At 71.0% G+C, this 24,196-nt stretch carries 23 protein-coding genes, 2 pseudogenes and 1 riboswitch; of the genes and pseudogenes, 5 read left to right on the top strand and 20 right to left on the bottom strand.

The window, feature by feature from the left end:
- Positions 1 to 1,311 (top strand): FAD-binding oxidoreductase, encoded by a 1,311-nt coding sequence (locus ACIBG7_RS17820; RefSeq protein WP_397336893.1) that lies wholly within the window; start codon positions 1 to 3, stop codon positions 1,309 to 1,311.
- Here the strand turns inward: ACIBG7_RS17820 and ACIBG7_RS17815 are convergent.
- Positions 1,301 to 2,023, bottom strand: coding sequence for a TerC family protein (locus ACIBG7_RS17815; protein ID WP_397336892.1), 723 nt, complete (start codon positions 2,021 to 2,023; stop codon positions 1,301 to 1,303). The two genes, ACIBG7_RS17820 and ACIBG7_RS17815, sit on opposite strands and share 11 nt — an antisense overlap.
- Before the next feature lie 98 nt (positions 2,024 to 2,121).
- Positions 2,122 to 2,237, top strand: a riboswitch (SAM riboswitch).
- A 41-nt stretch (positions 2,238 to 2,278) separates the two neighbouring features.
- Here ACIBG7_RS17815 and ACIBG7_RS17810 point away from each other — a divergent pair.
- Positions 2,279 to 3,577 (top strand): aminotransferase class V-fold PLP-dependent enzyme, encoded by a 1,299-nt coding sequence (locus tag ACIBG7_RS17810; RefSeq protein ID WP_397336891.1) that lies wholly within the window; start codon positions 2,279 to 2,281, stop codon positions 3,575 to 3,577.
- 566 nt (positions 3,578 to 4,143) lie between these two features.
- Here the strand turns inward: ACIBG7_RS17810 and ACIBG7_RS17805 are convergent.
- Positions 4,144 to 4,917 (bottom strand): DoxX family protein, encoded by a 774-nt coding sequence (locus ACIBG7_RS17805; protein WP_357929358.1) that lies wholly within the window; start codon positions 4,915 to 4,917, stop codon positions 4,144 to 4,146.
- A gap of 121 nt (positions 4,918 to 5,038) precedes the next feature.
- Between ACIBG7_RS17805 and ACIBG7_RS17800 the strand changes: the two genes are divergently transcribed.
- Entirely contained in the window at positions 5,039 to 6,196 is a 1,158-nt protein-coding gene (locus ACIBG7_RS17800; RefSeq protein ID WP_357929361.1) for an NADH-quinone oxidoreductase subunit D, read from the top strand.
- Positions 6,193 to 7,296 carry an acyltransferase gene (locus ACIBG7_RS17795; RefSeq protein ID WP_357929363.1) on the top strand — a complete coding sequence of 368 codons (1,104 nt, stop codon included), beginning with the start codon at positions 6,193 to 6,195 and terminating at the stop codon, positions 7,294 to 7,296. Before ACIBG7_RS17800 ends, ACIBG7_RS17795 begins: the two co-directional genes overlap by 4 nt.
- Here ACIBG7_RS17795 and ACIBG7_RS17790 read toward each other — a convergent pair.
- From ACIBG7_RS17790 to dacB, 13 genes and pseudogenes are all read right to left on the bottom strand, one after another.
- Positions 7,253 to 7,585 (bottom strand): annotated as a pseudogene (locus ACIBG7_RS17790) (alpha/beta fold hydrolase); the annotation flags it as partial. The gene ACIBG7_RS17795 and the pseudogene ACIBG7_RS17790 sit on opposite strands and share 44 nt — an antisense overlap.
- A 19-nt stretch (positions 7,586 to 7,604) precedes the next feature.
- A pseudogene (locus tag ACIBG7_RS17785) lies at positions 7,605 to 7,916 on the bottom strand (alpha/beta fold hydrolase); the annotation flags it as partial.
- Positions 7,844 to 8,302, bottom strand: coding sequence for a DUF3180 domain-containing protein (locus ACIBG7_RS17780; RefSeq protein ID WP_357929365.1), 459 nt, complete (start codon positions 8,300 to 8,302; stop codon positions 7,844 to 7,846). The gene ACIBG7_RS17780 and the pseudogene ACIBG7_RS17785, both read right to left, overlap by 73 nt.
- Complete coding sequence (gene folK / locus ACIBG7_RS17775) at positions 8,299 to 8,802, bottom strand: 2-amino-4-hydroxy-6-hydroxymethyldihydropteridine diphosphokinase (protein ID WP_357929367.1); 504 nt, start codon at positions 8,800 to 8,802, stop codon at positions 8,299 to 8,301. Before folK ends, ACIBG7_RS17780 begins: the two co-directional genes overlap by 4 nt.
- Entirely contained in the window at positions 8,802 to 9,164 is a 363-nt protein-coding gene (gene folB / locus ACIBG7_RS17770; protein WP_397336890.1) for a dihydroneopterin aldolase, read from the bottom strand. Before folB ends, folK begins: the two co-directional genes overlap by 1 nt.
- The gene (locus tag ACIBG7_RS17765; RefSeq protein WP_357929373.1) at positions 9,154 to 9,594 is read right to left on the bottom strand and encodes a nuclear transport factor 2 family protein; all 441 of its coding nucleotides are present in this window, start codon (positions 9,592 to 9,594) and stop codon (positions 9,154 to 9,156) included. Before ACIBG7_RS17765 ends, folB begins: the two co-directional genes overlap by 11 nt.
- Positions 9,595 to 9,624: 30 nt before the next feature.
- Entirely contained in the window at positions 9,625 to 10,500 is an 876-nt protein-coding gene (gene folP, locus ACIBG7_RS17760) for a dihydropteroate synthase (RefSeq protein ID WP_357929376.1), read from the bottom strand.
- 105 nt (positions 10,501 to 10,605) lie between these two features.
- The gene (gene folE, locus ACIBG7_RS17755; protein ID WP_357929379.1) at positions 10,606 to 11,175 is read right to left on the bottom strand and encodes a GTP cyclohydrolase I FolE; all 570 of its coding nucleotides are present in this window, start codon (positions 11,173 to 11,175) and stop codon (positions 10,606 to 10,608) included.
- Positions 11,172 to 13,172: an ATP-dependent zinc metalloprotease FtsH gene (ftsH, locus tag ACIBG7_RS17750; RefSeq protein ID WP_357929382.1), complete on the bottom strand. Its 2,001-nt coding sequence runs from the start codon at positions 13,170 to 13,172 to the stop codon at positions 11,172 to 11,174. The genes folE and ftsH overlap by 4 nt, the downstream gene beginning before the upstream one ends.
- Positions 13,173 to 13,383: 211 nt before the next feature.
- Positions 13,384 to 13,941: a hypoxanthine phosphoribosyltransferase gene (gene hpt / locus ACIBG7_RS17745; RefSeq protein ID WP_357929385.1), complete on the bottom strand. Its 558-nt coding sequence runs from the start codon at positions 13,939 to 13,941 to the stop codon at positions 13,384 to 13,386.
- Positions 13,942 to 13,951: 10 nt separating this feature from the next.
- On the bottom strand, positions 13,952 to 14,932 hold the full coding sequence (tilS, locus tag ACIBG7_RS17740; RefSeq protein WP_397336889.1) for a tRNA lysidine(34) synthetase TilS: 981 nt from the start codon (positions 14,930 to 14,932) through the stop codon (positions 13,952 to 13,954).
- A 197-nt stretch (positions 14,933 to 15,129) separates the two neighbouring features.
- Complete coding sequence (locus ACIBG7_RS17735; RefSeq protein WP_357929391.1) at positions 15,130 to 16,209, bottom strand: zinc-dependent metalloprotease; 1,080 nt, start codon at positions 16,207 to 16,209, stop codon at positions 15,130 to 15,132.
- A 22-nt stretch (positions 16,210 to 16,231) separates the two neighbouring features.
- Entirely contained in the window at positions 16,232 to 17,632 is a 1,401-nt protein-coding gene (gene dacB / locus ACIBG7_RS17730) for a D-alanyl-D-alanine carboxypeptidase/D-alanyl-D-alanine-endopeptidase (protein WP_397336888.1), read from the bottom strand.
- Between the two features lie 71 nt (positions 17,633 to 17,703).
- Between dacB and ACIBG7_RS17725 the strand changes: the two genes are divergently transcribed.
- A complete protein-coding gene (locus ACIBG7_RS17725; RefSeq protein ID WP_357929396.1) occupies positions 17,704 to 18,204 on the top strand; it encodes an inorganic diphosphatase in 501 nt (166 codons plus the stop codon).
- A 24-nt stretch (positions 18,205 to 18,228) separates the two neighbouring features.
- Here ACIBG7_RS17725 and ACIBG7_RS17720 read toward each other — a convergent pair whose 3' ends face one another.
- From ACIBG7_RS17720 to ACIBG7_RS17700, 5 genes are all read right to left on the bottom strand, one after another.
- Positions 18,229 to 19,341 (bottom strand): C40 family peptidase, encoded by a 1,113-nt coding sequence (locus ACIBG7_RS17720; protein WP_397336887.1) that lies wholly within the window; start codon positions 19,339 to 19,341, stop codon positions 18,229 to 18,231.
- Positions 19,342 to 19,397: 56 nt separating this feature from the next.
- A complete protein-coding gene (locus tag ACIBG7_RS17715; RefSeq protein ID WP_397336886.1) occupies positions 19,398 to 20,063 on the bottom strand; it encodes a hypothetical protein in 666 nt (221 codons plus the stop codon).
- Positions 20,060 to 21,544: a hypothetical protein gene (locus tag ACIBG7_RS17710; protein ID WP_397336885.1), complete on the bottom strand. Its 1,485-nt coding sequence runs from the start codon at positions 21,542 to 21,544 to the stop codon at positions 20,060 to 20,062. Before ACIBG7_RS17710 ends, ACIBG7_RS17715 begins: the two co-directional genes overlap by 4 nt.
- A 152-nt stretch (positions 21,545 to 21,696) precedes the next feature.
- Positions 21,697 to 22,482, bottom strand: a complete 786-nt coding sequence (locus ACIBG7_RS17705; RefSeq protein ID WP_357929405.1) for a hypothetical protein — start codon at positions 22,480 to 22,482, stop codon at positions 21,697 to 21,699.
- Positions 22,483 to 22,547: 65 nt separating this feature from the next.
- A complete protein-coding gene (locus ACIBG7_RS17700) occupies positions 22,548 to 24,158 on the bottom strand; it encodes an ATP-binding cassette domain-containing protein (RefSeq protein WP_357929408.1) in 1,611 nt (536 codons plus the stop codon).
- Positions 24,159 to 24,196 lie beyond the last annotated feature (38 nt).

Genomic DNA, 24,196 nt, shown 5'->3' with positions numbered 1-24,196 from the left:
ATGCCACTTCGCCTACTCCAGCACGGTGACTCTGAGTATCCGGGTCTCTGCGCGGCGTGGAACGCCGCCATCGTGCACCGGCCCGCCTACGTGGCGGTCGCCGAGACCGCCGAGCAGGTCGCCGAGGCGGTCGTCTTCGCCGCCCAGCGCGGACTGCGCGTGCGCGTGCAGGCCACCGGGCACGGCGCGCTGCGCCCCGCCACCGAAGACGACCTGCTCCTCGTCACCTCCGGCATGGACACCGTCGCCATCGACGGCGACACCGCCCTGGTCGGCCCCGGCGCCAAGTGGAAGGCGGTCATCGACGCCGCCCACCCGCACGGCCTGGCGCCCCTGGTGGGCAGCACCAGCGACGTCGGCGTCGTCGGCTACAGCCTCGGCGGCGGCCTGGGCTTCCTGGCCCGGCCCTTCGGCCTGGCCGCGCAGGCCATCGTCGAACTCCAGCTCGTCACCGCCGACGGCGAGATCCGCTGGGTCGACGACCAGCGCGACCCCGGGCTGATGGCCGCGCTGCGCGGCTTCGGGCCCAACCTGGGCGTGGTCACCGCGCTGCGCACCCGGCTGTTCCCGGCCGCGCAGCTCTACGCCGGGTCCATGATGTGGCCGGCCGACCTGGCCAGGGACGTCCTCCTCGCCTACCGCGACTGGGTGGCCACCGTGCCGCGCGAGCTGACCTCCGCGGTGGGTGTGCTGCACGTGCCGGACGCGCCCTTCGTGCCGCCGCCGATGCGCGGCCAGTCGGTCGCCCGGATCTGCCTGTGCCACCCCGGACCCGACCACTCGGGCATGGACGAGCTGCTCGCGCCGCTGCGGGCGCTGCCGGGACTCGTCATGGACCTCACCGGGCCGATGCCCTCGAACCGGATCGACGAGATCACCGCCGACCCGACCGATCCGCTGCCGTTCATGTTGCGCGCGGAGATGCTGGCCGGGCTCAGCGACGAAGCGATCGACTACCTCGCCGGCATCTCGCCCCGGGATGCCGAGCCGTACCTGCTGTGGCTGGTGCGGCACATCGGCGGCGCGCCGCAGCTCGACCCCGGGCTGGCCTACGCCCAGGGCGAGTTCGTGGCCGAGGCGGTCAGCCTCGCGCCCGGGCCGGACGTCGCCGCCGCCGTGCAGGACTTCGGCGGCCGCTTCTCGGCCGGACTCGGCGCCGCCGCGACCGGCTACACGCCGTTCAACTTCGCCGCCGGGCTCGACCAGATCGCGCGGGCGTTCACCCCGGAGTACGGCGCGCGCCTGGCCGAGACGAAGAGACGCCTCGACCCGGCGGGCCTGTTCGGCGGCGAGCGGACCCTTACTGCTTAGCCCGGTGCCTGCTCCGCATCCGGATGTTCAGCATCTCCACGACCAGGGAGAAGGCCATCGCGAAGTAGATGTAACCCTTGCTGATGTGCTGCTCGAAGCCCTCGGCGAGCAGCACGACGCCGATCAGCACGAGGAAGGACAGCGCCAGCATCTTGATGCTCGGGTGCCGGTCCACGAAACGGCTGATCGGGCCGCTGGCGAAGAGCATCACGATCACCGAGACGATGACCGCGGCGATCATCACGCCCAGCTCGTCGACCATGCCGACCGCGGTGATGACCGAGTCCAGCGAGAAGACGATGTCCAGGATCATGATCTGGATGATCGCCGAGGCGAACGAGGTGACCTTGCGCTTGGTGCCCCCCTCGCCGTCCTTGAGCTCCATGCTGTGGCCGATCTCCAGCACGCTCTTGGCCAGCAGGAACAGACCGCCGAGAATGAGGATCAGATCTCGTCCGGATATCTCCTGACCCAGCACGGTGAAGAGCGGTTCGGTCAGCCTGATCACCCACGACAGGGCGAGCAGCAGCACCAGGCGGCTGATCAACGCGGCGGCGAGACCCAGCACCCGAGCACGGTCGCGCTGCTCGGGCGGGAGCTTCCCGGCGATGATCGAGATGAAGATGATGTTGTCAATGCCCAGCACGATCTCGAGTGCGACCAGGGTGAGAAACCCGATCCAGATCTCTGGGTTGGTCACCCAGTCCAGCATTCTGTACCTCCTTGCTCAATCTGCACACAACGATCGTCGACTCGAGAAAGTTCGCGACTTGCGGTTTCCGCCCCTGTGTCGGTTATAGTTCCGACGAAGGTCATGAGTGCCAGCGCACAGCCCCGGCTTGCTGGCCGGCAACCCTCGCGTCCGCGGCGGGGTGCCCCGGGTGAGGACCTGGTCCGTCACGAGGTGTGGCGGGCAAGCGCGGGCTCCACGGACGGATCGGGGCCCATGGCCTCGAAGGAGTTCGCCGTGTCCACGCTCAGCATCTTCAGCTCTGTCCCCGCCCAGAGCACCACCTCCCCCGCCGCCTCGCCCGGCGAGTCCGGCGCGCGTGAGTTGCCCGCGGTCCTGGGTGCCGACCTGGAGGTTCCGGTCAAGGGCGGCCGGCTGGTGGGTTACGCCAACCTCGACTACGCCGCCAGCGCGCCCTGTCTGGAGCCGGTCAGCGCGGCCGTGACCGCCGCCCTGCCGGCCTACTCCAGCGTCCACCGCGGCGCCGGCTACGCCTCCCAGCTCACCACCGCCCGCTACGAGCAGGCGCGGCACACCGTGCGGGCCTTCGCCGGCGCCCGCCCCGACGACGCGGTGATCTTCACCCGGAACACCACCGACTCCACCAACCTGCTGGCCGGCTGCCTGCCCGAAGGCACCACCGTGGTCGTCTTCGACACCGAGCACCACGCCTCGCTGCTCCCCTGGACCGATGTCGTACGGCTGGCGCCGCCCGCCTTCCCCGGCGAGGCCGTACGCGCCGTGGACGAGACCCTCGCCGGGATCGACGGCCCCAAGCTGCTGGTCGTCACCGCAGCCTCCAACGTCACCGGCGAACTCTGGCCGATCGCGGCCCTGGCGCACATCGCCCACCGGCACGGGGCGCGCATCCTCGTCGACGCCGCCCAGCTCGTGCCGCACCGGCGGCTCAACATCACCGCGCTCGACCTCGACTACGTCGCCTTCTCCGGGCACAAGCTCTACGCGCCCTTCGGGGCCGGGGTGCTGATCGGGCGGCGGGACTGGCTGGCGGCGGGCGAGCCGTACCTCAAGGGCGGCGGCGCTGTGCGGGCGGTCAACGACGAGATCGAGTGGCACGACGACCCCGAGCCCCGGCACGAGGCCGGCACCCCGAACGTGCTCGGCGCCATCGCGCTGGCCGCCGCCTGTGACGCGCTCTCCGCCACCGGGTGGACGGCGCTCGTGCGGGAGGAGGAGCGGCTGATCGGGCGGCTCCGGGCCGGGATCGCGGGCCTTTCCGGGGTGCGGGAGCTTTCCCTGTGGGGGGCTGACCACCCTCGGGTGGGGATCGTGTCGTTCGTGGTCGACGGGTTCACCGCTCGGGAGGTGGCCGAGGTTCTGTCGGCCGAGTACGGGATCGGGGTGCGGGACGGGAAGTTCTGCGCGCATCCCTTCGTGCGGCACCTGCTGGGGACTGCGGACGGTGGCTGTGAGGACGGCACCGCCTCAGCCGTCCGCGCCTCCATCGGCCTGGGCACCACCGACGAGCACATCGACCGCCTCCTCACCGCCCTCCACAACCTCACCACCCGCTGACCCCCCACGCGGGATCCTCGCCGCCTCGGTGGCCCTTGTCCGGGGTTCTCGCCGCATCGGTGGACCGGTGGCCGCCGTACAGGGTGCTCGCCGCATCGGTGGACGGGCGGCGACCCCACGGGGTCCTCGCCGCATCGGTGGACGGGCGGCCACCGCACGGGGTCCTCGCCGCATCGGTGGACGGGCGGCCACCGCACGGGGTCCTCGCCGTATCGGGTGGCGGCGTGGGCCGGGCGGTGGGTCCGCCTGGCCCCCGGGCTGCGGCGACCCCGGCCTCCTCACCCCGGCCCCTCCGGCCACCCCGACCACCCTGACCACCCCGACCACCCCGGCATCCCTAGCCCGGCCACCTCGGCCACCCGGCATCCCTAAGCCGGGGTACCTCGGCCACCCCGGCCCGGCACCTCGGCCACCCCGGCCCGGCCAACCCGACCACCCCGGCCCGGCACCTCGGCATCCCCGGCCCGGCCAGCCCGGCCACCGCAGCCCGGCCACCGCAGCCCGGCCACCGCGGCCCGGCCACCCCGGCCTCAGGACCCGGTGCGGCCCGCCCGCTATTGGGTGGGTCAGGATTCGCCTCGGCGCTTTTCGTCGGCGAGCAAGGCGTCGATGTCCCTGCGGTCCGCCTCGGAGAGGCCGTGGGCCTGTTGGGGCACGGTGTTGGGGCGGGTTTCCTCGGCGGCCTGGGCCGACGCCGCGGAGTGGCGGGCGTCGCGGGCGGAGTCACGGGCGTCGTCGGCGGCGTCCCGGGCGACGTCCCGGGTGGCCCCGGTCGACTCCTGGACGGCGTCACGCCGGGCCTCGCGGTCGGCGGCTCGGGCCGCCTCGGCCTCCGCGGCCTCGGTGCGGGCCTCGGCGGCCTTGCGCTCGGCGTCCTCCCGCGCCTGACGAGCCGTGGACAACTCCTCCTGGGCGGCGTCCCGCGCCTTGTTGCGCCGCCGCAGAGCCAGGTAGAGCCCGTCAAGCCCAAGCCGCCCACCCCCGGTGGCCATGAGCATGAGGCATCCCGCCCCCAGGGCCCCCACGAGCTCCCACCCGTTGTCGGCGATGAAGATCCCGTTACGGAAGTGCACGAAGATCATCGCCCCGATCGTGACGGCCAGCAGCAGAAGCGCCGCCACCCGCACGAACAGCCCGAGGATCAGCAGAGCGCCGCCGACCAGTTCCGCGACCATGGTGAACGTGGCGGCGAGCTGGGGCTGGGGCACTCCGGCCTGGGTGAACATCTGGGTCGTGGCGTCGATGCCGTTCTGCCATTTCTGCCAGCCGTGCGCCACGAAGATCACGCCGAGCACGATCCGTGCGATCAGCGCTGCGATGTCTACTGGAACCTTCTTCATCCCTGAATCCCCCCAATCAAGACATTCCTCCCCCTCGCTACACCCGAAATGCGGGTTATTGCCGTTCCTTGACCGAGGCCTGTGCTGGAAGACCCCCGGGCTGGGTGGCAGCATGGGGCTTATGACAGAACGGGTGGTCGGCATCGGGGCAGGCGCCGCCGAGGTGGGCAAGGAGCTGGCCACCGAGGACATGGTCCTCAACATCGGCCCCCAGCACCCGTCCACCCACGGCGTGTTGCGGCTGCGGCTGACCCTCGACGGCGAGCGCATCTCCGGCTGCGAGCCGATCATCGGCTACATGCACCGCGGCGCCGAGAAGCTGTTCGAGGTGCGCGACTACCGCCAGATCATCATGCTGGCCAACCGGCACGACTGGCTGTCCGGTTTCGCCAACGAGCTCGGCGTGGTGCTCGCCGCCGAGCGCCTGCTCGGCATGGAGGTGCCGATCCGCGCGGTCTGGGCCCGCACCCTGCTGGCCGAGCTCAACCGGATGTTGTCGCACCTGATGTTCCTCGGCTCCTACCCGCTCGAACTGGGCGCGATCACCCCGATCTTCTACGCCTTCAACGAGCGCGAGCGGCTCCAGGCGGTGATGGAGGAGATCTCCGGCGGTCGCATGCACTACATGTTCAACCGCGTCGGCGGGCTGAAGGAGGACCTCCCGCTCGGCTGGCTCGACCGGGTGTCCGAGACCCTCACCGAGGTACGGCGGCGCGTCCCCGACATCGAGAACCTCATCCTCGGCAACGAGATCTTCCTGGCCCGCACCCGGGGCGTCGGCGTGCTGAGCCGCGAGCAGATCATGCAGTACGGCGTGAGCGGCCCGATCGCCCGCGCCTCGGGCGTTGACTTCGACCTGCGCCGCGACCAGCCGTACCTCGCCTACCCCGAACTCCCGGTCAAGGTGGTGACCCGCACGGCCGGTGACTGCCACGCCCGCTTCGAGGTGCTCTTCGAGCAGCTCCAGGTCTCCCTCGACCTGGCCGAGCGCTGCGTGGAGCGGATGCGCGACCTGCCGCCAGGCCCGGTGAACCAGCGCCTGCCCAAGGTGCTGAAGGTGCCGGAGGGCCACACCTACGCCTGGACGGAGAACCCGCTGGGCATCAACGGCTACTACCTGGTCTCCAAGGGCGACAAGACCCCGTGGCGGATGAAGCTGCGCGCGGCCTCCTACAACAACATCCAGGTGCTGCGCGAGATGTTGCCCGGCCATCTGGTCGCCGACATGGTCGCCATCCTCGGCTCGATGTTCTTCGTCGTGGGTGACATCGACAAGTGAGCTCCCCCACCACCACCCAACGCGACCCCTACGTCGACTGGCTCCGCGCCCTCAGCCTCATCGTGGTCGTGGTCTGGCACTGGGCCTTCACCATCCTGGAGTGGGAGCCCGACGGGCCGATGCCGACCAGCCCGCTCGGCTTCACCTCGGGCCTGTGGATCCTCACCTGGCTGCTGCAGGTGCTGCCGCTCTTCTTCTACGTGGGCGGGCACGTCCACCTGCTGTCGTGGGAGCGGGCGCACGCGAGGGGCGTCGGCATCGGCTCCTTCGTCCTGCGGCGGATCCAGGCGCTGGCCGTACCCGCTCTCGTGCTCTCGGCGGTCTGGGTGGCGATCGGCGTGGTGATCACGCTGGTCTTCGACGTGGAGTGGATGGGCCGCGTGGTGCTGCTCATCCTCAGCCCGCTCTGGTTCATGGCGGTCTACCTGGTGCTCATCGCCCTGCTGCCGGTGTCGATCTGGCTGCACAAGCGCTACGACGTGCTCACCCTCGTCTGGCTGGGCGGCGCGGCGCTGGTGGTCGACGTGATCCGGCTCCGCTACGGGGTCGAGTGGGTCGGCTGGCTGAACATGATCATCGTGTGGGGGCTGGCGCACCAGGCCGGATTCTTCTACCAGCGCGTCGTCGACCTGCCCAGGCGCTACGACTACGCGGTGCTCTGGACCGGGTTGTTCGCGCTGTTCGGGCTGGTCTACTCGGGCATCTACCCCGGCTCGATGGTCGGCGTGCCCGGCGACAAGTGGTCGAACATGGCCCCGCCCACCTTCGTCATCGTGGCGTTGCTGATGTTCCAGATCGGGCTGGTCGAGGTGCTGCGGCCGACCATGGAACGGCTGCTGGCCCGGCCGCGGTGGAAGAAGGTCAACGAGACGATCAACCGCTACGCGCTGCCGCTCTTCCTCTTCCACACCACCGGCATGGCGATCGCGCTGGGCATCTCGTGGTGGCTGTTCGGGCAGATCGGCCGGGACGTGCCGCCCGACCTGTACTGGTGGCTGGAGCGGCCCATCGCCATCCTCGGGCCGCTGATCTGCACGGTGCCGGTGATCGCGCTGTTCACCCGGCGACGGCGGCGCACAGCCGTACCAGCGAAGACCTGACCGCCTCCGGCGCGTCCAGGTGGACGTCGTGGCCCGCTCCGGCGACGACGTGCGGCTCGATCCCCATGCGCGCGACGTCCTCGGCCGGGATGATGCCGTTCTGGCCGAGCACGAGCGTGACCGGGCAGCGGACCCGCGCCCACTCGGCCCAGTAGTCGCGGCGGCAGTGCTCGGCGATCATCGCGACCATCACGTCCGGGTCGAAGCGCGGCACCAGGCCCTCCGGGGTGCTCGCCAGGCCGTCGGCCCAACCCGCGCCTAGGAACTCCACCGCCGCCGCCCGGTCCGGGAAGGGGACCGGCCAGCACCACCCGCTCCAGCCCCAGCTCGTCGAGGACCGCGATGACGTCGGCCACCCGCGCCTCGTGCGACAGGTCGGCCGGGCGCCGCTCGCTGGCTCCGTGGCCGCGCTGGTCGAGCGCCACCGACCGATGACCCAGCCCGCTCAGCACCGCGTCCCACTCACCCGCGTGCCCGGCCAGCCCGTGCAGCAGCAGGACGGCAGGCGCCGCCCCGGCCCGCTCCGTCCAGGCCAGACCCTTGGTGCTCAGGCCTGCTCCCGTTCCTCGCCGGGCTGCTTGGGCACGCGGCAGCAGTACTCCAGGTAGAGCGCGGCGCACACGAGCAGCACGCACGCCACGAAGGAGCCGGTCGTGACGAAGAACTCCCGGCGCGGCGTGTCCTGCATCAGAAGCCCGACGGTGTGCAGCGCGAACCCGCCGAAGATCCCGGCGAACACCGCACCGGCGTAGGCCGAGGCCTTGGCCAGCGCCGCCAGCCGGGCGACGGCCAGCGGCTCCACCGGCTTGGTGTCGGGCTTGCGGGCGATGCGCGCCTTGGTGTTGGCGCCGGTCACGAACTCGCCGATGGCCAGCAGCACCACCGTCGGGATCGCGGTCCAGGGCACCAGCGGCAGATCGGAGTAGAACTGCCGGACCAGCAGCAACGTCACCAGCGCGACGACCACCAGGAGGCCGACGAGCGGTGCGGGTCTGGTGGGCTTCAAGCCGGCCCCTGGAGTCGCAGGTCGGGGCGGAGCCGTACCCCCGTCTGGTCGAGCCCCGCCAGCAGGTCGCTGATGCGCCCGTGACCGGGCAGCTCGCCGTCGGGGTCGACCTGGGCCCACGGCGTCAGCACGAACGCCCGCTCGTGCGCCCGCGGGTGCGGCAGGATCAGCTCCGGGGTGTCGTAGGCGAGGTCGGCCACGGCGATCAGGTCGACGTCGAGGGTGCGCGGCCCCCAGCGCTCGGCCCGCTCCCGCCCGAAGGCGTTCTCGATGCTCTGGGCGCGTTCGAGCAACGTGTAGGCGTCGACCTTGGTGTCGGCCAGCACGATGGCGTTGAGGTAGGGGCGCTGCGCCTCCGGCCCACCGACCGGGTCGGTCTCGTAGACCGGCGAGACCGCGACGTAGTCGAGGCCCGGCGCGTCGAAGAGCGCGTCGACCGCGCCCTGGAGGGTCTCGAAGCGGCGGCCCAGGTTGCTGCCGAGTGCGAGGACGGCTTTCATCAGCGGCTCCGCCGGATCGTCACGATCACATCGTCGAAGGGCAAGGGGATGGGCGCGGCCGGTTTGTGCACGCTGACCTCGACCTCGCGCACCAGCTCGCTGTCGAGGCAGACGTCGGCCAGGCGCTGGGCGAGGGTCTCGATCAGGTTGACCGGCTCCCCCTCCACCACCTTGACCAGGGCCTCGGACAGCTCCCCGTAGTGCACCGTGCAGCTCAGGTCGTCGCCCGCGGCGGCCCTGCGCGTGTCGACGAAGAGCGTGGCGTCGACCACGAACTCCTGGCCGAGCTCGCGTTCCGCGGGCAGCACGCCGTGCCGCCCACGCGCCCGCAGGCCCTTCACGGTGATGCGATCAAGCGTCAAACTCGTCGTCCTCCTCGTCATCGGTCTGCAGGACGGGCGAGCCGTGGTGCATCCACAGCCGCCAGCCCTCGGCCGTGCGGACGTAGACGTTGCTGGCCACCACCTTGCCGGCGGCGAAGCTCGACTCGCCCTCGTCGCCCGCGGTCAGGATGTTCTCCACGCAGGTCAGCACGGCCAGGTCGCCGAGCACGGCGGTCTTCACATCGGTCAGCACGAACTGGATGTAGGTCGTGTTCGCCATGATCAGCGCCCACGAGCGCAACACCTCGGAGCGCCCCGCCAGCAACGACCAGCCCGGATGCACGCAGCTCACCTGGCTGTCGGCGGAGTCCTCCGCCCAGACCTCGGTCATCTTGTCGAGGTCGGCGTTCTCGATCGCGGTGTAGAACGCCTGGTTGACCGTCTCCACCGCCTGGGTGTCCACGCTCACAGAGTCACCAGCCTCACGGGGTCACCATTCTCACGGGCTCTCCACTCTCGTCGGGGCTCCGCTCGCCGAGGCCCCGCCACGCTTCCATGCCGCGGCCACCCGCACGGCGTCGGCGTTGGGGCCGACCTCGTGCACGCGCACGCACCACGCGCCGCTGCCCGCGGCGAGTGCTGAGACCGCGACCGTGGCCGCGTCGCTCCGGGCGAACGGCCGCGGCGAACCGTCGGCATCGGCCAGGAGCCTACCGAGGAAGCGCTTGCGGGAAGCCCCGATCAGCAACGGATAGCCCAGATCGAGCAAGCGCTCCATTCCCGCCAGAACCGCCCAGTTGTGTTCGGCGGTCTTGGCGAAGCCCAGACCGGGGTCGAGCACGATCTGGCTCTCGTCGACGCCCTCGGCCAGCACCATCGCCACCCGCTTGGCCAGCTCCTCGCGCACCTCGCCGACCACGTCGTCGTAGATCGCGCGGCTGTCCATGCTGTGGCTGTGCCCACGCCAGTGCATCACCACGTACGGCACGCCGGTCGCGGCCACCACGCGCGGCATGTCGGGATCGGCCAGCCCGCCGCTCACGTCGTTGACCAGCAGCGCCCCGGCCTCGACCGCGGCCCTGGCCACCTCGGCGCGCATGGTGTCGACGCTGACGGCGACGCCCTCGGCGCTCAGCCGGCGGATGACCGGGACCACCCGGTGCAGCTCCTCCTCCAGCGAGACCCGCGCCGCGCCCGGGCGGGTGGACTCGCCGCCCACGTCCACCAGGTCGGCGCCCTCCGCCACCAGGGCGAGCCCGTGGCGGACCGCGGCGTCCTCGTCGAACCAGAGGCCGCCGTCGGAGAAGGAGTCGGGGGTCACGTTGACCACGCCCATGACGAGGCACCGATCCGCGGCTGGCAATCCCCTCATCATGGGCTCAAGCCTAGGCGTTCGGGCAAGCCCGGGCAGCACGCGGGGTCCCCCGGAAAGCGCGAGCGGGCGCCGGGGAAGTCCCCGGCGCCCGCTCGAAACCCGGCGTCAGCGGCCCAGGATGAGGGCCATCGCCTCGGCCCTCGTCTTGTCGCTGTTGCGGAAGTCTCCGCGCACCGCGGAGGTGAGCGTCTTGGCCCCCGGCTTGCGCACACCGCGCATGGTCATGCACAGGTGCTCGGCCTCGATGATCACGATCGCCCCGCGCGGCTCCAGCACCCGCATGAGCGCGTCGGCGATCTGCGAGGTCATCCGCTCCTGCACCTGCGGGCGCCGGGCGAAGACGTCGACCAGGCGGGCGAGCTTGGACAGCCCGGTCACCTGGCCCTTCTCGTTGGGGATGTAGCCCACGTGGGCCACGCCGTGGAAGGGGACGAGGTGGTGCTCGCACGTCGAGTAGACCTCGATGTCGCGAACCAGCACCATCTCGTCGTGGTCGACGTCGAAGACCTTGGTCAGGACCTCTTCGGGGGTCTGGTGCAGCCCGGAGTACTGCTCCGTCATCGCGCGGGCCACGCGGGACGGGGTGTCGAGCAGGCCGTCTCGGTCGGGATCCTCGCCGATGGCGATCAGGATCTCGCGGACGGCCTTCTCGATCCGTGGCTGATCGACGCTCACGCGCCGTCCCCCGGCTGGATGGCCTTGGGGTTGAGCGAGGACACCGCGGTCGAGCCGTTGCCGGACTGCTCCTTCGGCGTCAGCACCGGCGGCCGGTCGGAGGGCAGCCGCTTGCCGTACCCCGCGTAGGACGGGCGGTGCTCGCGGACGACCACCGGGGCGAAGATCTGCAGCACCTGGTCGCGGGAGAGCGTCTCCTTCTCCATCAGGTGGAGAACGAGGTTGTCGAGCACGTCGCGGTACTCGACGAGGATGTCCCACGCCGCGTCGTGCGCGGTCTCGATCATCCGGCGGACTTCCTCGTCGATCGTGGAGGCGATCTTCTCGGAGTAGTCGCGCTCGTGGCCCATCTCGCGGCCGAGGAAGACCTCGCCGTTGCCGGAGCCGAACTTACGGGCGCCGAGCTGCTCGCTCATGCCGTACTCGGTGACCATGCGGCGGGCGATCGAGGTCGCCTTCTCGATGTCGTTGGAGGCGCCGGTGGTGGGCTCGTGGAAGATGAGCTCCTCGGCCGCACGGCCGCCGAGCAACATCGCGAGCTGGTCCATCATCTCCGAACGCGTCGCGAGGAACTTGTCCTCCATCGGCAGCGTCATCGTGTAGCCGAGCGCGCGGCCCCGGGACAGGATGGTGATCTTGTGCACCGGGTCGGCGTTGGGAAGCGCGTGCGCCACGAGCGCGTGACCGCCCTCGTGGTAGGCGATCATCTTCTTTTCCTTGTCCGACATGACCCGGGTCTTGCGCTCCGGGCCCGCCATGACGCGGTCGATCGACTCCTCCAGCAGCTCCATCGTGATCAGCTTCTGGTCGGCCCGCGCGGTGAGCAGGGCGGCCTCGTTGATCACGTTCGCCAGGTCGGCGCCGGTGAAGCCCGGCGTACGGCGGGCGATGACGTCGAGGTCGACGTCGGGCGCGAACGGCTTGCCGCGGCCGTGGACCTTGAGGATGCCCTTGCGGCCCTCCAGGTCGGGACGGTCGACGGTGACCTGCCGGTCGAAACGGCCGGGACGCAGCAGCGCCGGGTCGAGGATGTCGGGCCGGTTCGTCGCGGCGATGAGGATCACGCCGCCCTTGACGTCGAAGCCGTCCATCTCGACGAGGAGCTGGTTGAGCGTCTGCTCGCGCTCGTCGTGACCGCCGCCCAGGCCGGCGCCGCGGTGACGGCCGACGGCGTCGATCTCGTCGATGAAGATGATCGCGGGCGCGTTCGCCTTGGCCTGCTCGAACAGGTCGCGCACGCGGCTGGCGCCGACGCCGACGAACATCTCGACGAAGTCGGAGCCGGAGATGGAGTAGAACGGCACGCCCGCCTCACCCGCGACCGCGCGGGCGAGCAGGGTCTTGCCGGTGCCGGGCGGGCCGTAGAGCAGCACGCCCTTGGGGATCTTGGCGCCGATCGCCTGGAACTTGGCGGGGGCCTGCAGGAACTCCTTGATCTCCTGGAGTTCCTCGATGGCCTCGTCCGCGCCGGCGACGTCGGCGAAGGTGGTCTTGGGCGTGTCCTTGGTGATCAGCTTCGCCTTGGACTTGCCGAAGTTCATGACTCGCGAGCCGCCGCCCTGCATCTGGTTCATGATGAACAGGAACAGCAGCACGATGATGACGATCGGCAGGAAGCTGATCAGGAGGCCGACCAGGAAGTTCTCCTGGGGGACCTCGACGGTGTAGCTCTTGGTCTTACCGGCCTGGACCTGCTTGTCCAGCTCCTCGACCAGGAGCGGGCCCTGACCCGTGACCCAGGAGGCCTGAATGCGGTTGGTGGGGGTGTCGTTCTGCTTGACCGGGATCGCGGAGTTGAGCGTGAGCTCCATCCGCATGTCCTTGTCGACCACCTTGGCCACCGCGACGTTGCCGTCCCGGATCTGCTTCAGCGCCGTCGAGGTGTCGGCCTGCTTGAAATTGCCGTCGCTGCTCCAGAGCGAGGTGACGAGCAGGAGCAGCACGACGATGCCCAGGATCCACAGCAGTGGCCCACGTGTAAATCGCTTGAGATCCATCCGATGCGGAACCCCTTGCGGGCCCGTCCCTTCCTGACCATGGCCTGAAAACCCTCGGTGACCGGGGGCCGCGGCGGATGCCGCTCCTACTGACTACCCAGAGGGAAATCCTCTAAGTGTCAGAAGGTACACCGGCGGCGCGCACGGGGGCACCGTCCGCGCCACTGGCCTTGCCCTACCAACGTACGTCAGGTCGCCTTGTGTTCCCGCGCTATTCGCCGCTATAGACGTGCGGTGCGAGCGTGCCGATGAAGGGCAGGTTGCGGTAACGCTCGGCGTAGTCGAGGCCGTACCCGATGACGAACTCGTTGGGGATGTCGAAACCGACGTACTTCACGTCGATCGGGACCTTCACCGCGTCGGGCTTGCGCAGCGCCGTGCAGATCTCCAGCGAGGCCGGGTTGCGCGACTTCAGGTTCTCCAGCAGCCAGTGCAGGGTCAGGCCGGAGTCGATGATGTCCTCGACGATGAGCACGTGGCGGCCCATGATGTCGGTGTCCAGGTCCTTCAGCACCCGCACGACGCCCGAGGACTTGGTGCCCGCGCCGTAGGAGGAGACGGCCATCCAGTCCATCTGGATGGGCGTGCTCAGCGCCCTGGCCAGGTCGGCCATCACCATGACCGCGCCCTTCAGCACGCCGACGAGCAGCAGTTCCTGGCCCGCGTAGTCGGCGTCGATCCGGGCCGCGAGCTCCTTGATCTTGGCCTGGAGCTCGTCCTCGGGAATGAGGACCTTCTCCAGGTCTTTGCCCATGTCGGCTGCGTGCACCTGGGATTCCTTACTCGACGGGTGGCTGGTCGAACACCAGGGTGCCATACCGCCGAACCACGCCATGACCCCCGGGCAGGTCAACGCGTTTCTGCCCGTGCCAGGCGGTCACCAGCCGCTCCACCGCCAGGACGTGGCCCGCTGTGAGGGCGCTGGCGGGCGCTCCGGCGGCGATCGCCGCCCGGCGCAGGACCCGCCGGCGGACCGCCGCCGGGAGGGCTTCCAGCGGGGGTACGGCAAGCGTCGGGATATCGCTTAGAGCGCAATCGTGGTAGGCCGTCGCGGCCCACTCGTCGAGCGCGTCCGCGTCCGCCCGCGCCAGGTCGGCCGTGCGCGCGAGCGCCTCGGCGACGCCGGGGCCCAGCTCGTGTTCGAGGGTGGGCAGGACGGTGGTGCGCACCCGGACGCGGGTGTATCTCGGGTCCTCGTTGTGCGGGTCGGCCCACGGGGTCAGGCCGAGCGCCTCGCAGGCCGCGACCGTGGTGGCCCGGCTCAGCGCGAGCAGGGGTCTGCGGTAGCGGCCGTTGACCTGGGCCATTCCGGCCAGGGAGCGGAGACCGCTGCCTCTGGCCAGGCCCAGCAGGACGGTTTCGGCCTGGTCGTCCCTGGTGTGGCCCAGCAGGACCGCCGCCGCCCCGTGCCGGTCTGCGGCCTTGGCCAGGGCTTCGTAGCGGGCTTCCCGGGCCGCCGCCTCCGGGCCGCCTTCCGTGCCCACCTGGGCGTTGGCGATCTCGGCGAACTCCAGGCCGTCGAGGGGGAGGTCGGTGACCTTCCTCGCCTGTTCGGCCGAGCCTGGCTGGAGGTTGTGGTCCACCGTCACCAGGCCTGCCCTGAGGTTCATCCTCGGTGCGCTGAACGCGGTCGCGGCGGCCAGGGCCAGGGAGTCGGCGCCGCCGCTGCATGCCACGAGGACCAGGTCGCCCACTTTCAGGTCGGCCAGGCACTCCCGCACTGCTCGCCGTACATCCGCCACGGCCGGGTGTGGACCCATGGGCTCATTCTGGCCGTGCCGGGCCCCGCCGTACGGGGCTGGGGTGGATTTTGAGAGGAAGGAGGAGGACGGCTGGGGTGGATCTCGGAAGGACATCCAAAGTCCCCCTCAGCCCGAAACTCAGGGATGAGGGGGTACGGCGGGCCGGAGTTACGGGGAGAGTGCCCGCAGTAACCCCAGCCCGCACGAAACCAAGGTCAGGCCGGAAGCGCGTCCGTCCCCACAACCCGACGGGTCCAGGCGTCCGGGTCGGAGATCTCGTCCATGGTCGGCAGCGTCTCAGGCGAGGTCCAGATCTTGTTGAACCCCTCCATCCCCACCTTCCCCACCACGGCGTGCACGAAGGCCGACCCCTGCGCGTACTGCTTCATCTTGAGCTCAAGCCCGAGCAGCCGCTTGATCGTGCGATCGACCCGCCCCCCAGCGGCCCGCCGCTGCTGGAACTTGGCCCGGATGTCCACCACGGAGGGCACGACAGCCGGCCCGACCGCGTCCATGACGTAGTCGCCGTGCCCCTCGACCAGGGTCATCACCGCGGTGAGCCGGTCGAGGATGGCCTTCTGCTCCGGCGTCTGGATGGCCTCGATGAGGTTGCCCTCGCCTTCGCGCAGCACCACGTCCGCCACCGTGTCGGCGGCGTTGCGGAGCCGTTCGAGCAGGGTCGGCAGGTCGAGGTCGGAGGCGAGCAGGAACTCGGTCATCTGCCCCCGGACGTACTCCCGCAGCCAGGGCACGCCGGTGAACTGCACCCGGTGGGTCTCCTCGTGCAGGCAGACCCACAGCCGGAAGTCACGCGAGTGCACGTTGAGCTCGCGCTCGGCGGAGACGATGTTGGGCGCGACCAGGGTCAGCCGGCCGACGGCCTCGCGGCCGGAGGGGTCGGGCGGCAGGAACAGCTCGTACTGGCCCAGGACGCGCGTGGCGAGGAAGGCCAGGACGGCGCCGACCTCGACGCCCGTGATGCGGGAGCCGACGGCGCTGACGATGGCGGGTGGCGGGTTGTCGCGAGCGGACATGCGCTCGGTGAGCGGCTCCAGCACGACGCGGAAGCCCTCGACGTTGGCCTTGATCCAGCCCGGCCGGTCGACGATGGTCGCGGGCTGGGGCGGGGTCTCGGTGTGGATCTGCGTGAACTCCCGGACGTGGCCCTCGGCCTCGCGCGAAAGGGTGCGCAGCTCGGATACAGCTTGCCTGGCTTCTTCGCGGCTCACCTGCGGGCCTGGGCGTACCAGGCGCGTTCCGGTAGCGACGGCCAGATCCCAGTCGATCACCTGCATACCGTCCACCGTACGTGCTAGCTCAGGAGCGCGCGACGATGGCGGCGAGCCGGTCGAGAACGGGTTCGGCGTAGACGGGCACCTTGTCGGCCAGGAAGGCGAAGCTGACCAGGCGTCCGTCGCGGGTGGTGGCGAAGCCGGCGAGGGTGTTGACGTTGTTGAGCGTGCCGGTCTTGGCGCGGACCAGGCCGACCTCGGTCTTGCTCTGCGGGCTGGTGAAGCGGCGGCCGTTGCCGAGCGTGCCGGAGAACCCGGCGATGGGCATGCCGGAGACGACGGCGCGCAGGTCGGTGTGGGCGGGTGAGGAGGCGAGGGCCACGAGCTGGGCGAGCGCGCCGGCGCTGATCCGGTTCTTGATGGACAGGCCGCTGCCGTCGGTGACCACGATCCCCTTGGTCACGCCGACGCGCTTGAGCGCCTGCTGCACGCCCTTGATGCCGCCGTCGAAGGAGCCGCCGAAGCCCTCCTTGAGCCCGACGTGGTGGGCGAGCGCCTCGGCGACGTCGTTGTCGCTCCGGGTCAGGGTGCGTTCCACGAGCGCGTAGACGGGGGCGGACTGGACCTGGGCGAGCTCGGCCGCTCCCGCGGGCGCGGTGGCGGCGGCGACGGTCTTGCCGACGCTCACGCCGTACTTGGCGAGGAGCTTGGCGAAGGCGGTGGCGGCGTGCCGGGACGGGTCGGCGACGCGCGGCGCCGACTGGGCGGGGTTGGCCTTGCCCGAGTCGATCATGAGGGCGGTGACCGGCGCGACCTCGCCGTCGGGGATGTAGTTGGACTTCCAGCCGGACGCGCTGGACGGCCCGGTGAACAGGGAGTCGTCGAAGGAGAGCGTGACCTTGGTGAGGCCCTTGTCCTTGAGCGCCTCGGCGGTGCGCTGGGCTAGCGTCGCGAGCGTCGCCGGGCGCGGGTAGGCGCCCGAGGATTTGGCCGACGGGCCGGCCAGCGTCGGGTCGCCGCCGCCGACCAGGACGATCGTGTTCGCGGTGCGGCCCTGGACGACGCGGGTGGTGAGGCGGGTGTCGGGCCCGAGGGAGGCGAGCGCGGCGGCACCCGTTACGATCTTGGTTGTCGAGGCGGGAATGACGCCCTCGTCGGCGTTGGCGGCGTAGAGTCGTTCCCCCGTCGCGACGTCGATGACGACCGCTCCGACGTGGGGACCCAGGGCTTTGTCACCCAGCGCGCCGGTGAGTTCGCTGGCCAAAGTACTCTTAGTCGGGAGAGTTCCGTCACCGCCTGTGGCCAGCACGGGTCCGGAGGTGATGACGGGTGCGACGGGGGGTTCGGCGACCGGCTCGGTCCGGGTTGCCGGTTTCGTCATCGCGTCCAGGTTGAAACCGTCGTTCGCGATCGCGTAAGCGCCCGCGCCGAGGGTCGCGACCTGGAGCATGGCGAGTGTGGCGAGTGCCAACCACCGCTCGCGCATCTATCTCTCCCAAGTACGTATTCGCCTATGAGACATTAACGCCCGTCCGGGTGTGAAGCGGAGGAACCGCCGTGGAGTTCGACGTTGTCGTTGAGATTCCGAAGGGGCAACGGAACAAGTACGAAGTGGACCACGAAACCGGCAAGATCAGGCTTGACCGGCTGCTGTTCACCTCCACGCAGTACCCCGCAGACTACGGCTTCATCGAGAACACCCTCGGTGAGGACGGCGACCCTCTGGACGCACTTGTCCTGCTCCAGGAGCCGACCTTCCCGGGTTGTTACATCACCTGCCGCGCGGTCGGCATGTTCCGGATGACCGACGAGGCGGGCGGCGACGACAAGGTCCTGTGCGTCCCGGCCACCGACCCGCGCATGGAGCACATCCGCGACATCCATCACGTCCCGGAGTTCGACCGGCTGGAGATCCAGCACTTCTTCGAGGTCTACAAGGACCTGGAGCCGGGCAAGTCGGTCGAGGGCGCCAACTGGGTCGGCCGGGTCGAGGCCGAGGCCGAGGTCGTGCGCTCCTTCCAGCGGCTCAAGGACCAGGGCGGCCACGGCCACCACTAGTCCACCGGTCCCGCCGGGCCGGCCCTAACCGGCCGGCCTGGTGGCGCCGACGAGGTCGCGTCGCCACATCGAGGCGACGCGGACCACGTCCCCGGTCTGCGGCGCGTGCACCATGAGGCCCTTGCCGATGTACATCCCCACGTGGTGGATGGTGCCGGGGTCACGGCTGACGTAGCCGAAGAACAGCAGGTCGCCCCGGCGGAGCTGGTTGAGCGGCACGTGCGGCCCCGAGGTCCACTGGGTGCCCGTCCAGTGGTCGAGCCGGACGCCCACCCGCTCCCACGCCCGCATCGTCAGGCCCGAACAGTCGTAGCTGGACGGGCCGTCGGCGGCCCACACGTACGGCTTGCCGAGCTGGCTGAGCGCCCAGTTGGCGGCCAGGTCCCCGCGCGCCGAACCGCTGGCCAGCGACACGTAGCCGAAACTGGACCGTTCCAGAGTCTCCGCCCTGCGGCGTTCGAGGCGTTCGGCCTCGCTGCGGGCGGCGTCGAGCTCGCTCTCGAGCTCCTCCCGCTCCTCCTTGAGCGCCGCGGTCTCCTTGAGCTGCTCGGCGACCGCGCGTTCGGCCGCCTGCTGGGCCGCCGCGGCACGTTCGGCCGCGGCCTGCTGCTCGCGCCGGGCGCGTTCGGCCTCCTCGCGCAGCACCTGGGCGACGAGCCGGCTGTCGCGCATGCGGACCAGCACCATGCCGCGCTCGCCGCCGATCTGCTGCAGCACGCTGACCCGGTGCAGGTAGCCGTCGGTGTTGATCATCCCGACGAAGGGGCGGTTCACGTCTGCGCCGCCGTACAGCTCCCCCGCGAGCCGGGCCGCCTCGACGCGGGCCGCCTCCATCGCGGTCTCGGCGGCCGACAGCCGGGTGAGGGCGTCGCGGTGGGCCTGTTCGGCCCGGGCCAGCCGTACCTTCTCCCCGTTGTAGGCCTCCACCAGCCGCCCGGCGGTGGTGGCGAGCGCGTCGAGGCGGGCGCGGGCGGCGGCCAGGCGCGCGTTGACCGCCCCCAGGTCTCGGGTACGGCTGCGCACCTCCCGCCGGGCGTCGGCGACGTCGTCAGCGGATGGGCCGGGCTCGGCAACGGCCGGGGGGCAGACCGTCACGAGCAGGCACGCAGCCAAAAGTCCAGCTCGGATCGGGCTCATGGACTCACTGTGCCCACTCGTCACACAGAGCACACCTGAACCACTACACACTGTAATCATCGCAGGCGAAAAAGGCGTTCGATCCAGGGTCGTACGCCTATCGGCGGCGGGATCGCCCCACGGGGGTAGGTGAAGACCGGGGTCGGACTTCCGTAGGCCGCGCGGAGTTCGGCGGCCTTGCACCAGTCGGTGCCGACCTTGGCGGTCGCCCAGGCGGCGGCGACCGCGGCACGCACCTCGGGGTGGCGGTCGTAGGTCTGCAGCAGGGTCATGGCGGCGTGCGCGGCCTGGTGGCCGTCGCCGGGGTAGGCGGTCGCGGCGAGGTAGGGGGCGATCACCCGGCCGCCGTGCCGGGTGTCGAGCGCCCAGGTCCAGTTGGCCAGGACCAGGCCGAGCACGGGGTCGGGGACGGCCGCGGCGGCGCCGTACATGCGTTCCTGGCGCGGGCCGGTGAGCCGCCGGGTGGCCCAGAGCCAGCCGAGGTCGGCCGGGGTCTCGGCCCCGGCCAGCCAGGACAGTACGGCCAGGCCGCGCGCGGTCTGCAGCCGGGCCAGTTCCAGCACGTCGCGGAGCATGCGCGGGCCGGGGTCGAGCCAGGTCGGCCAGTCGGCCCGCTGGCTGCGCGGGACCAGCGCGGCCAGGGCGGGCGGCAGCTCGCCGGGGCAGACCCGGGCGCCGAGCTGCGGGTCGAGCCGGACCTCGAAGGCGGCGCCCGAGGTCACGTGCTCGACGGCTCGGGGGTGGAGGCGGGCGGCTCGGTCGTGCCAGGGGGATTGCTGGGCGCCGGGGTGGGGGTCTGGGGCGGGTCCGAAGGCTTGACCGTGGGCTGGTCGGTCGGCTTGCTCGTGGGCTTGTCGGTCGGGCGGTCGGCGGGGGGCTTGGGGGCGGGTTTCTTGGGCGGGCAGGGCGTGCGGGTGGAGCCGCCGTGGTGGTCGCGGCCGGGCGCCCGTCCGGGCTCGCCCTGGGCCGGCGCGGTCGTGGGCTGCGGCCTGGGAGCCGGGCCGGTGGGCCGGGCGGTCGGCGCCGGACGGACCGTGGGCGGCGCGACGGGCGGGATCGGCGCCCGCGCCCCCGGCCCGGCCACGGGCACGACCGGCCCGCCCGGTCCGCCGAGCCCGCCAGGTCCGCCCGGTCCGCCGGGTCCCAGCGGGCGGGTGTCGCGGCTGTCGGGCAGCGGCTCGACGTGCAGCGCGGTGTCCAGCGGGTCGGGCTGCCACGGCAGCAGGATGCCGGGCGACTCCCCGATCGGCGACAACGCGCCCCCGGCCACCCCGGGCAGGGCACGCGGCTCGGCCCCGAAGTAGTGGAAGACGCCCACGATGGCGATCAGCGCCGCGACGCCCGCCAGCGAGCCCACCAGCGCCTGAGTCCACCGCCGAGCCCGCCCTCCGTCCGCGCCGGGAAATCCGGCGGCGTCCAGGGCGGCCGAACGGCGCGCCACGTAGCGGCGGTAGGGCACGAGCTCGGGGTCGACGAAGCAGCTCAGCACGCGCACCCGCAGCGACTCGGGCAGCCACATGCCGGGCAGCAGCTCGAAGACGCGGGCGGCGGAGACCTGGCGCAGCCGGTGGGGCGCGCACAGCGTGCACCGGGCCAGGTGGCGGACGAGGTGGTCGCGCATCTCGGGCGTGAGCTCACCGGCGAACCCGGTGAGGAGCACCGCGCGGCGCGGGCAGTCGTAGGGGCCCTTGCGGGCCAGGATCTCGGCGGTGATCGCGTCCCTGAGCCGCTCGCGGGCCTCGTCGAGGTCCTCGTCCAGGCGGCGCAGCCCGATGCCGAGGACGGCGGCGACCTCGGTGATCGGCAGCCGGTGCGTGGCGGTCAGCTCCAGGATCTCCCGGTCCTCCGGGGCCAGGCTGCGGACCGCGTTCCAGGCCATGACCCGCAGGTCGGCGTCCTCAGGGTCGTCGAGCTCCGGCGGCTCCTCGGCCTCGCGGTCCGGTGGCACCGCCTGGCGGCGGCGCAGGCATTCGACGCGGGCCAGCGCGTACAGCCACGGCCGGAGCCGGTCGGGATCGGCGAGCCTGGCGATGTGCGCCTCGGCGGCGATCAGGGTGTCGCGCAGGGCCACCTGGGCGCTGTCGCCGCTGAGCAGGAGGGACCAGCAATAGCTGTAGACGCCTTCGGCGTGGGAGTCGTAGAGCGCGGCGAGGGCTCCCGGGTCGCGGGAGCGGAGGGCCTCGACCAGGACGCGGTCATTCATGCGACAGACGGTAATGGATCGGTAACTTGCAGTTCTACGTTTTCTCCGCCAATGACAAAAGAGGTCGGCAATTTGTACGGCGCGTCAATCACACCATTCAAATGCCTGATTTATCAGGCTATTTGCTGGCGAATTGCCGCGCCGTCACGTGCTTACTGATCCGTCGGAAGAGGCTGACGTCCCCGGTCGCGCAGGAACGGTTCGGTCGTCGGCTTGACCGTGTGCACCGGCACCGCGCCGCCCAGCGCCAGCTCCTCGTACGGCCGGCCGGTCGAGCCCCAGGTGCGCACCACGACCTCGGTCTTGGCCACCGCCGCCGGGTCCTTCAACCCCTCGATGGTGAGCAGGAAGCGCGGTGTGTAGCCCGCCTTCACGTTGTCGACGAAGGTGCTCCCGCCGCCCAGCAGCTTGCCGGCGCTGTCGCGCACCAGCGCGCTGACGACGAGGCTGCCCGCCGGGGTGCGGTAGGGGTTGGCCACCGCGCCGGTGATCAGGTAGCTGCCGTCCTTCTGCTTGAGCGTCTGGACGCGCGAGGCCGGGAAGGCCTTGAACGACGAGACGATGCGCCCGGCCGGCCGCCACTGCGCCTGGCCGTACTCGATGCTCACCTTCTCCGGCTTGGCGGCGGCGGTCGCCTGGCCGGTGAAGGCCAGCTTGCCGCCCGGGGGCACGGCGTCGAGCGGCTGGTCCATCCGGACCACCTCGGCGCCCTTGGCGTCCCGGCCGACCACGGTGGCCACGACGTGCTCGCCGAAGTGCCACGGGTTGGCGTTGCTGAGCACTCCGGCCCAGTTGACGACGTAACCGTCGCCCGATTTCACGACTGTCGAGGCCTGCTCGGCGAGGGCGAGCGGCTTGAGCTGGACGGGCGCCGGCTCGGTGCCGGTGGAACACCCGGCGAGGCACAGCAGGCCCAGGGCAAGGACGGTGATACGCACGTATTCGGTAGTAGCCGCTTTCTTGGTACGGCAAGCGCGGGACACGCGCCTGCCGTACCAACTCTTTAACGGGCTCGCACCACTCTGCTCTCGTCCCATACGGGTTCGGGCGCTTCGTACACCTTGCCGTCCGCCCCGAACACCAGATACCGGTCGAAGTCCTCGGCGAACCAGCGGTCGTGCGTCACGGCCACGACGGTGCCGTCGAAGGCGTCGAGGCCCTCCTGGAGCGCCTCGGCACTGGCCAGGTCGAGGTTGTCGGTCGGCTCGTCGAGCAGGAGCAACGTGGCGCCGGACAGCTCCAGGAGCAGGATCTGCAGCCGCGCCTGCTGGCCGCCCGACAACGTCTCGAAGCGCTGCTCGGCCACCCGCCCGGCGAGCTCGTAGCGGGCCAGCGTCTTCATCGCCTCGTTCTTGAGCCGGGCGTGCTCGGTCATCACGATCTCGCACGGCGTGCGGCCGAGCAGGTCGGGACGGGAGTGCGTCTGCGCGAAGTGGCCGGGCACGACGCGGGCGCCGAGCCGGGCGACGCCGGTGTGGTTGACCGGCTCGCCGGCGATCAGCCGCAGGAAGTGCGACTTGCCCGAGCCGTTGGAGCCGAGCACGGCGATCCGCTCGCCGTACCAGATCTCCAGGTCGAAGGGCTTCATCAGGCCGGTGAGCTCCAGGCGCTCGCAGATGACCGCGCGCTTGCCGGTGCGGCCGCCCTTGAGGCGCATGGAGATGAGCTGGTCCTTGGGCGCGACCTCGGGCGGGCCGGCCTCCTCGAACTTGCGCAGCCGGGTCTGGGCGGCGTGGTAGGCCGGGGCCATGCCGTCGTTGTACCTGGCCTTGTTCTTGAGCATGTTGACCAGGGCCTTGAGCTTGGCGTGCTCCTCGTCCCAGCGGCGGCGCAGCTCGTCGAGGCGCTCGTTGCGGGCCTTGCGGGCGGCGACGTAGGTGCCGAAGCCGCCGCCGTGGATCCAGATGTTCCCGGACTCGACGGTGACGATGCGGTCGGCGGCGTTGGCCAGCAGTTGCCGGTCGTGGCTGACCAGCAGCACGGTCTTGGGGGTCTCCTTGAGCGCCTGCTCCAGCCAGATCTTGCCGGGGACGTCGAGGTAGTTGTCCGGCTCGTCGAGCAGCAGGGTCTGGTCGGGGCCGCGGAGCAGGGCCTCCAGGACCAGGCGCTTCTGCTCGCCGCCCGACAGCGTCGACACGTCCCGATATTTCACGCGATCGTACGGCACGCCGAGCGCGGCCACCGTGCAGGTGTCCCAGAGCACCTCGATGTCGTAGCCCCCGGCGTCGGTGTAGTCGCTGATCGCCTGGGCGTAGCGCACCTGGGTCTTCTCGTCCTCGCGCTCCATCATCGCCAGCTCGGCCCGCTCCAGCCGCTCGGCCGCCTGCCGTACCGCGGGAGGGGCCACGCTGAGCAGCAGGTCGTGCACGGTGGAGCCGTCGCGCACCGAGCCGATGAACTGGCGCATCACGCCGAGCCCGCCCGAGCTGGCCACGCTGCCCTCCACCGGCTGCAGGTCGCCGGCGATGAGGCGCATGAGCGTGGTCTTGCCCGCCCCGTTGGGTCCGACGAGTGCCGCCTTGACGCCCTCGCCGATGCGGAAGGAGACGTCGTTGAGCAGCGGACGGCCGTCGGGCAGCACGTAGGTCAGATGACCCACCTCGACGTGGCCCATTGTGAATTCCCTCCCCAGGTCCCCGCGCAGGTTACCCG

The organism is Nonomuraea sp. NPDC050328, from assembly GCF_044459405.1.
Classification (GTDB): Bacteria; Actinomycetota; Actinomycetes; order Streptosporangiales; family Streptosporangiaceae; genus Nonomuraea.
Note: the sequence above shows the minus strand (reverse complement) of the source record. Positions and strands in the feature narration are given on the sequence as shown.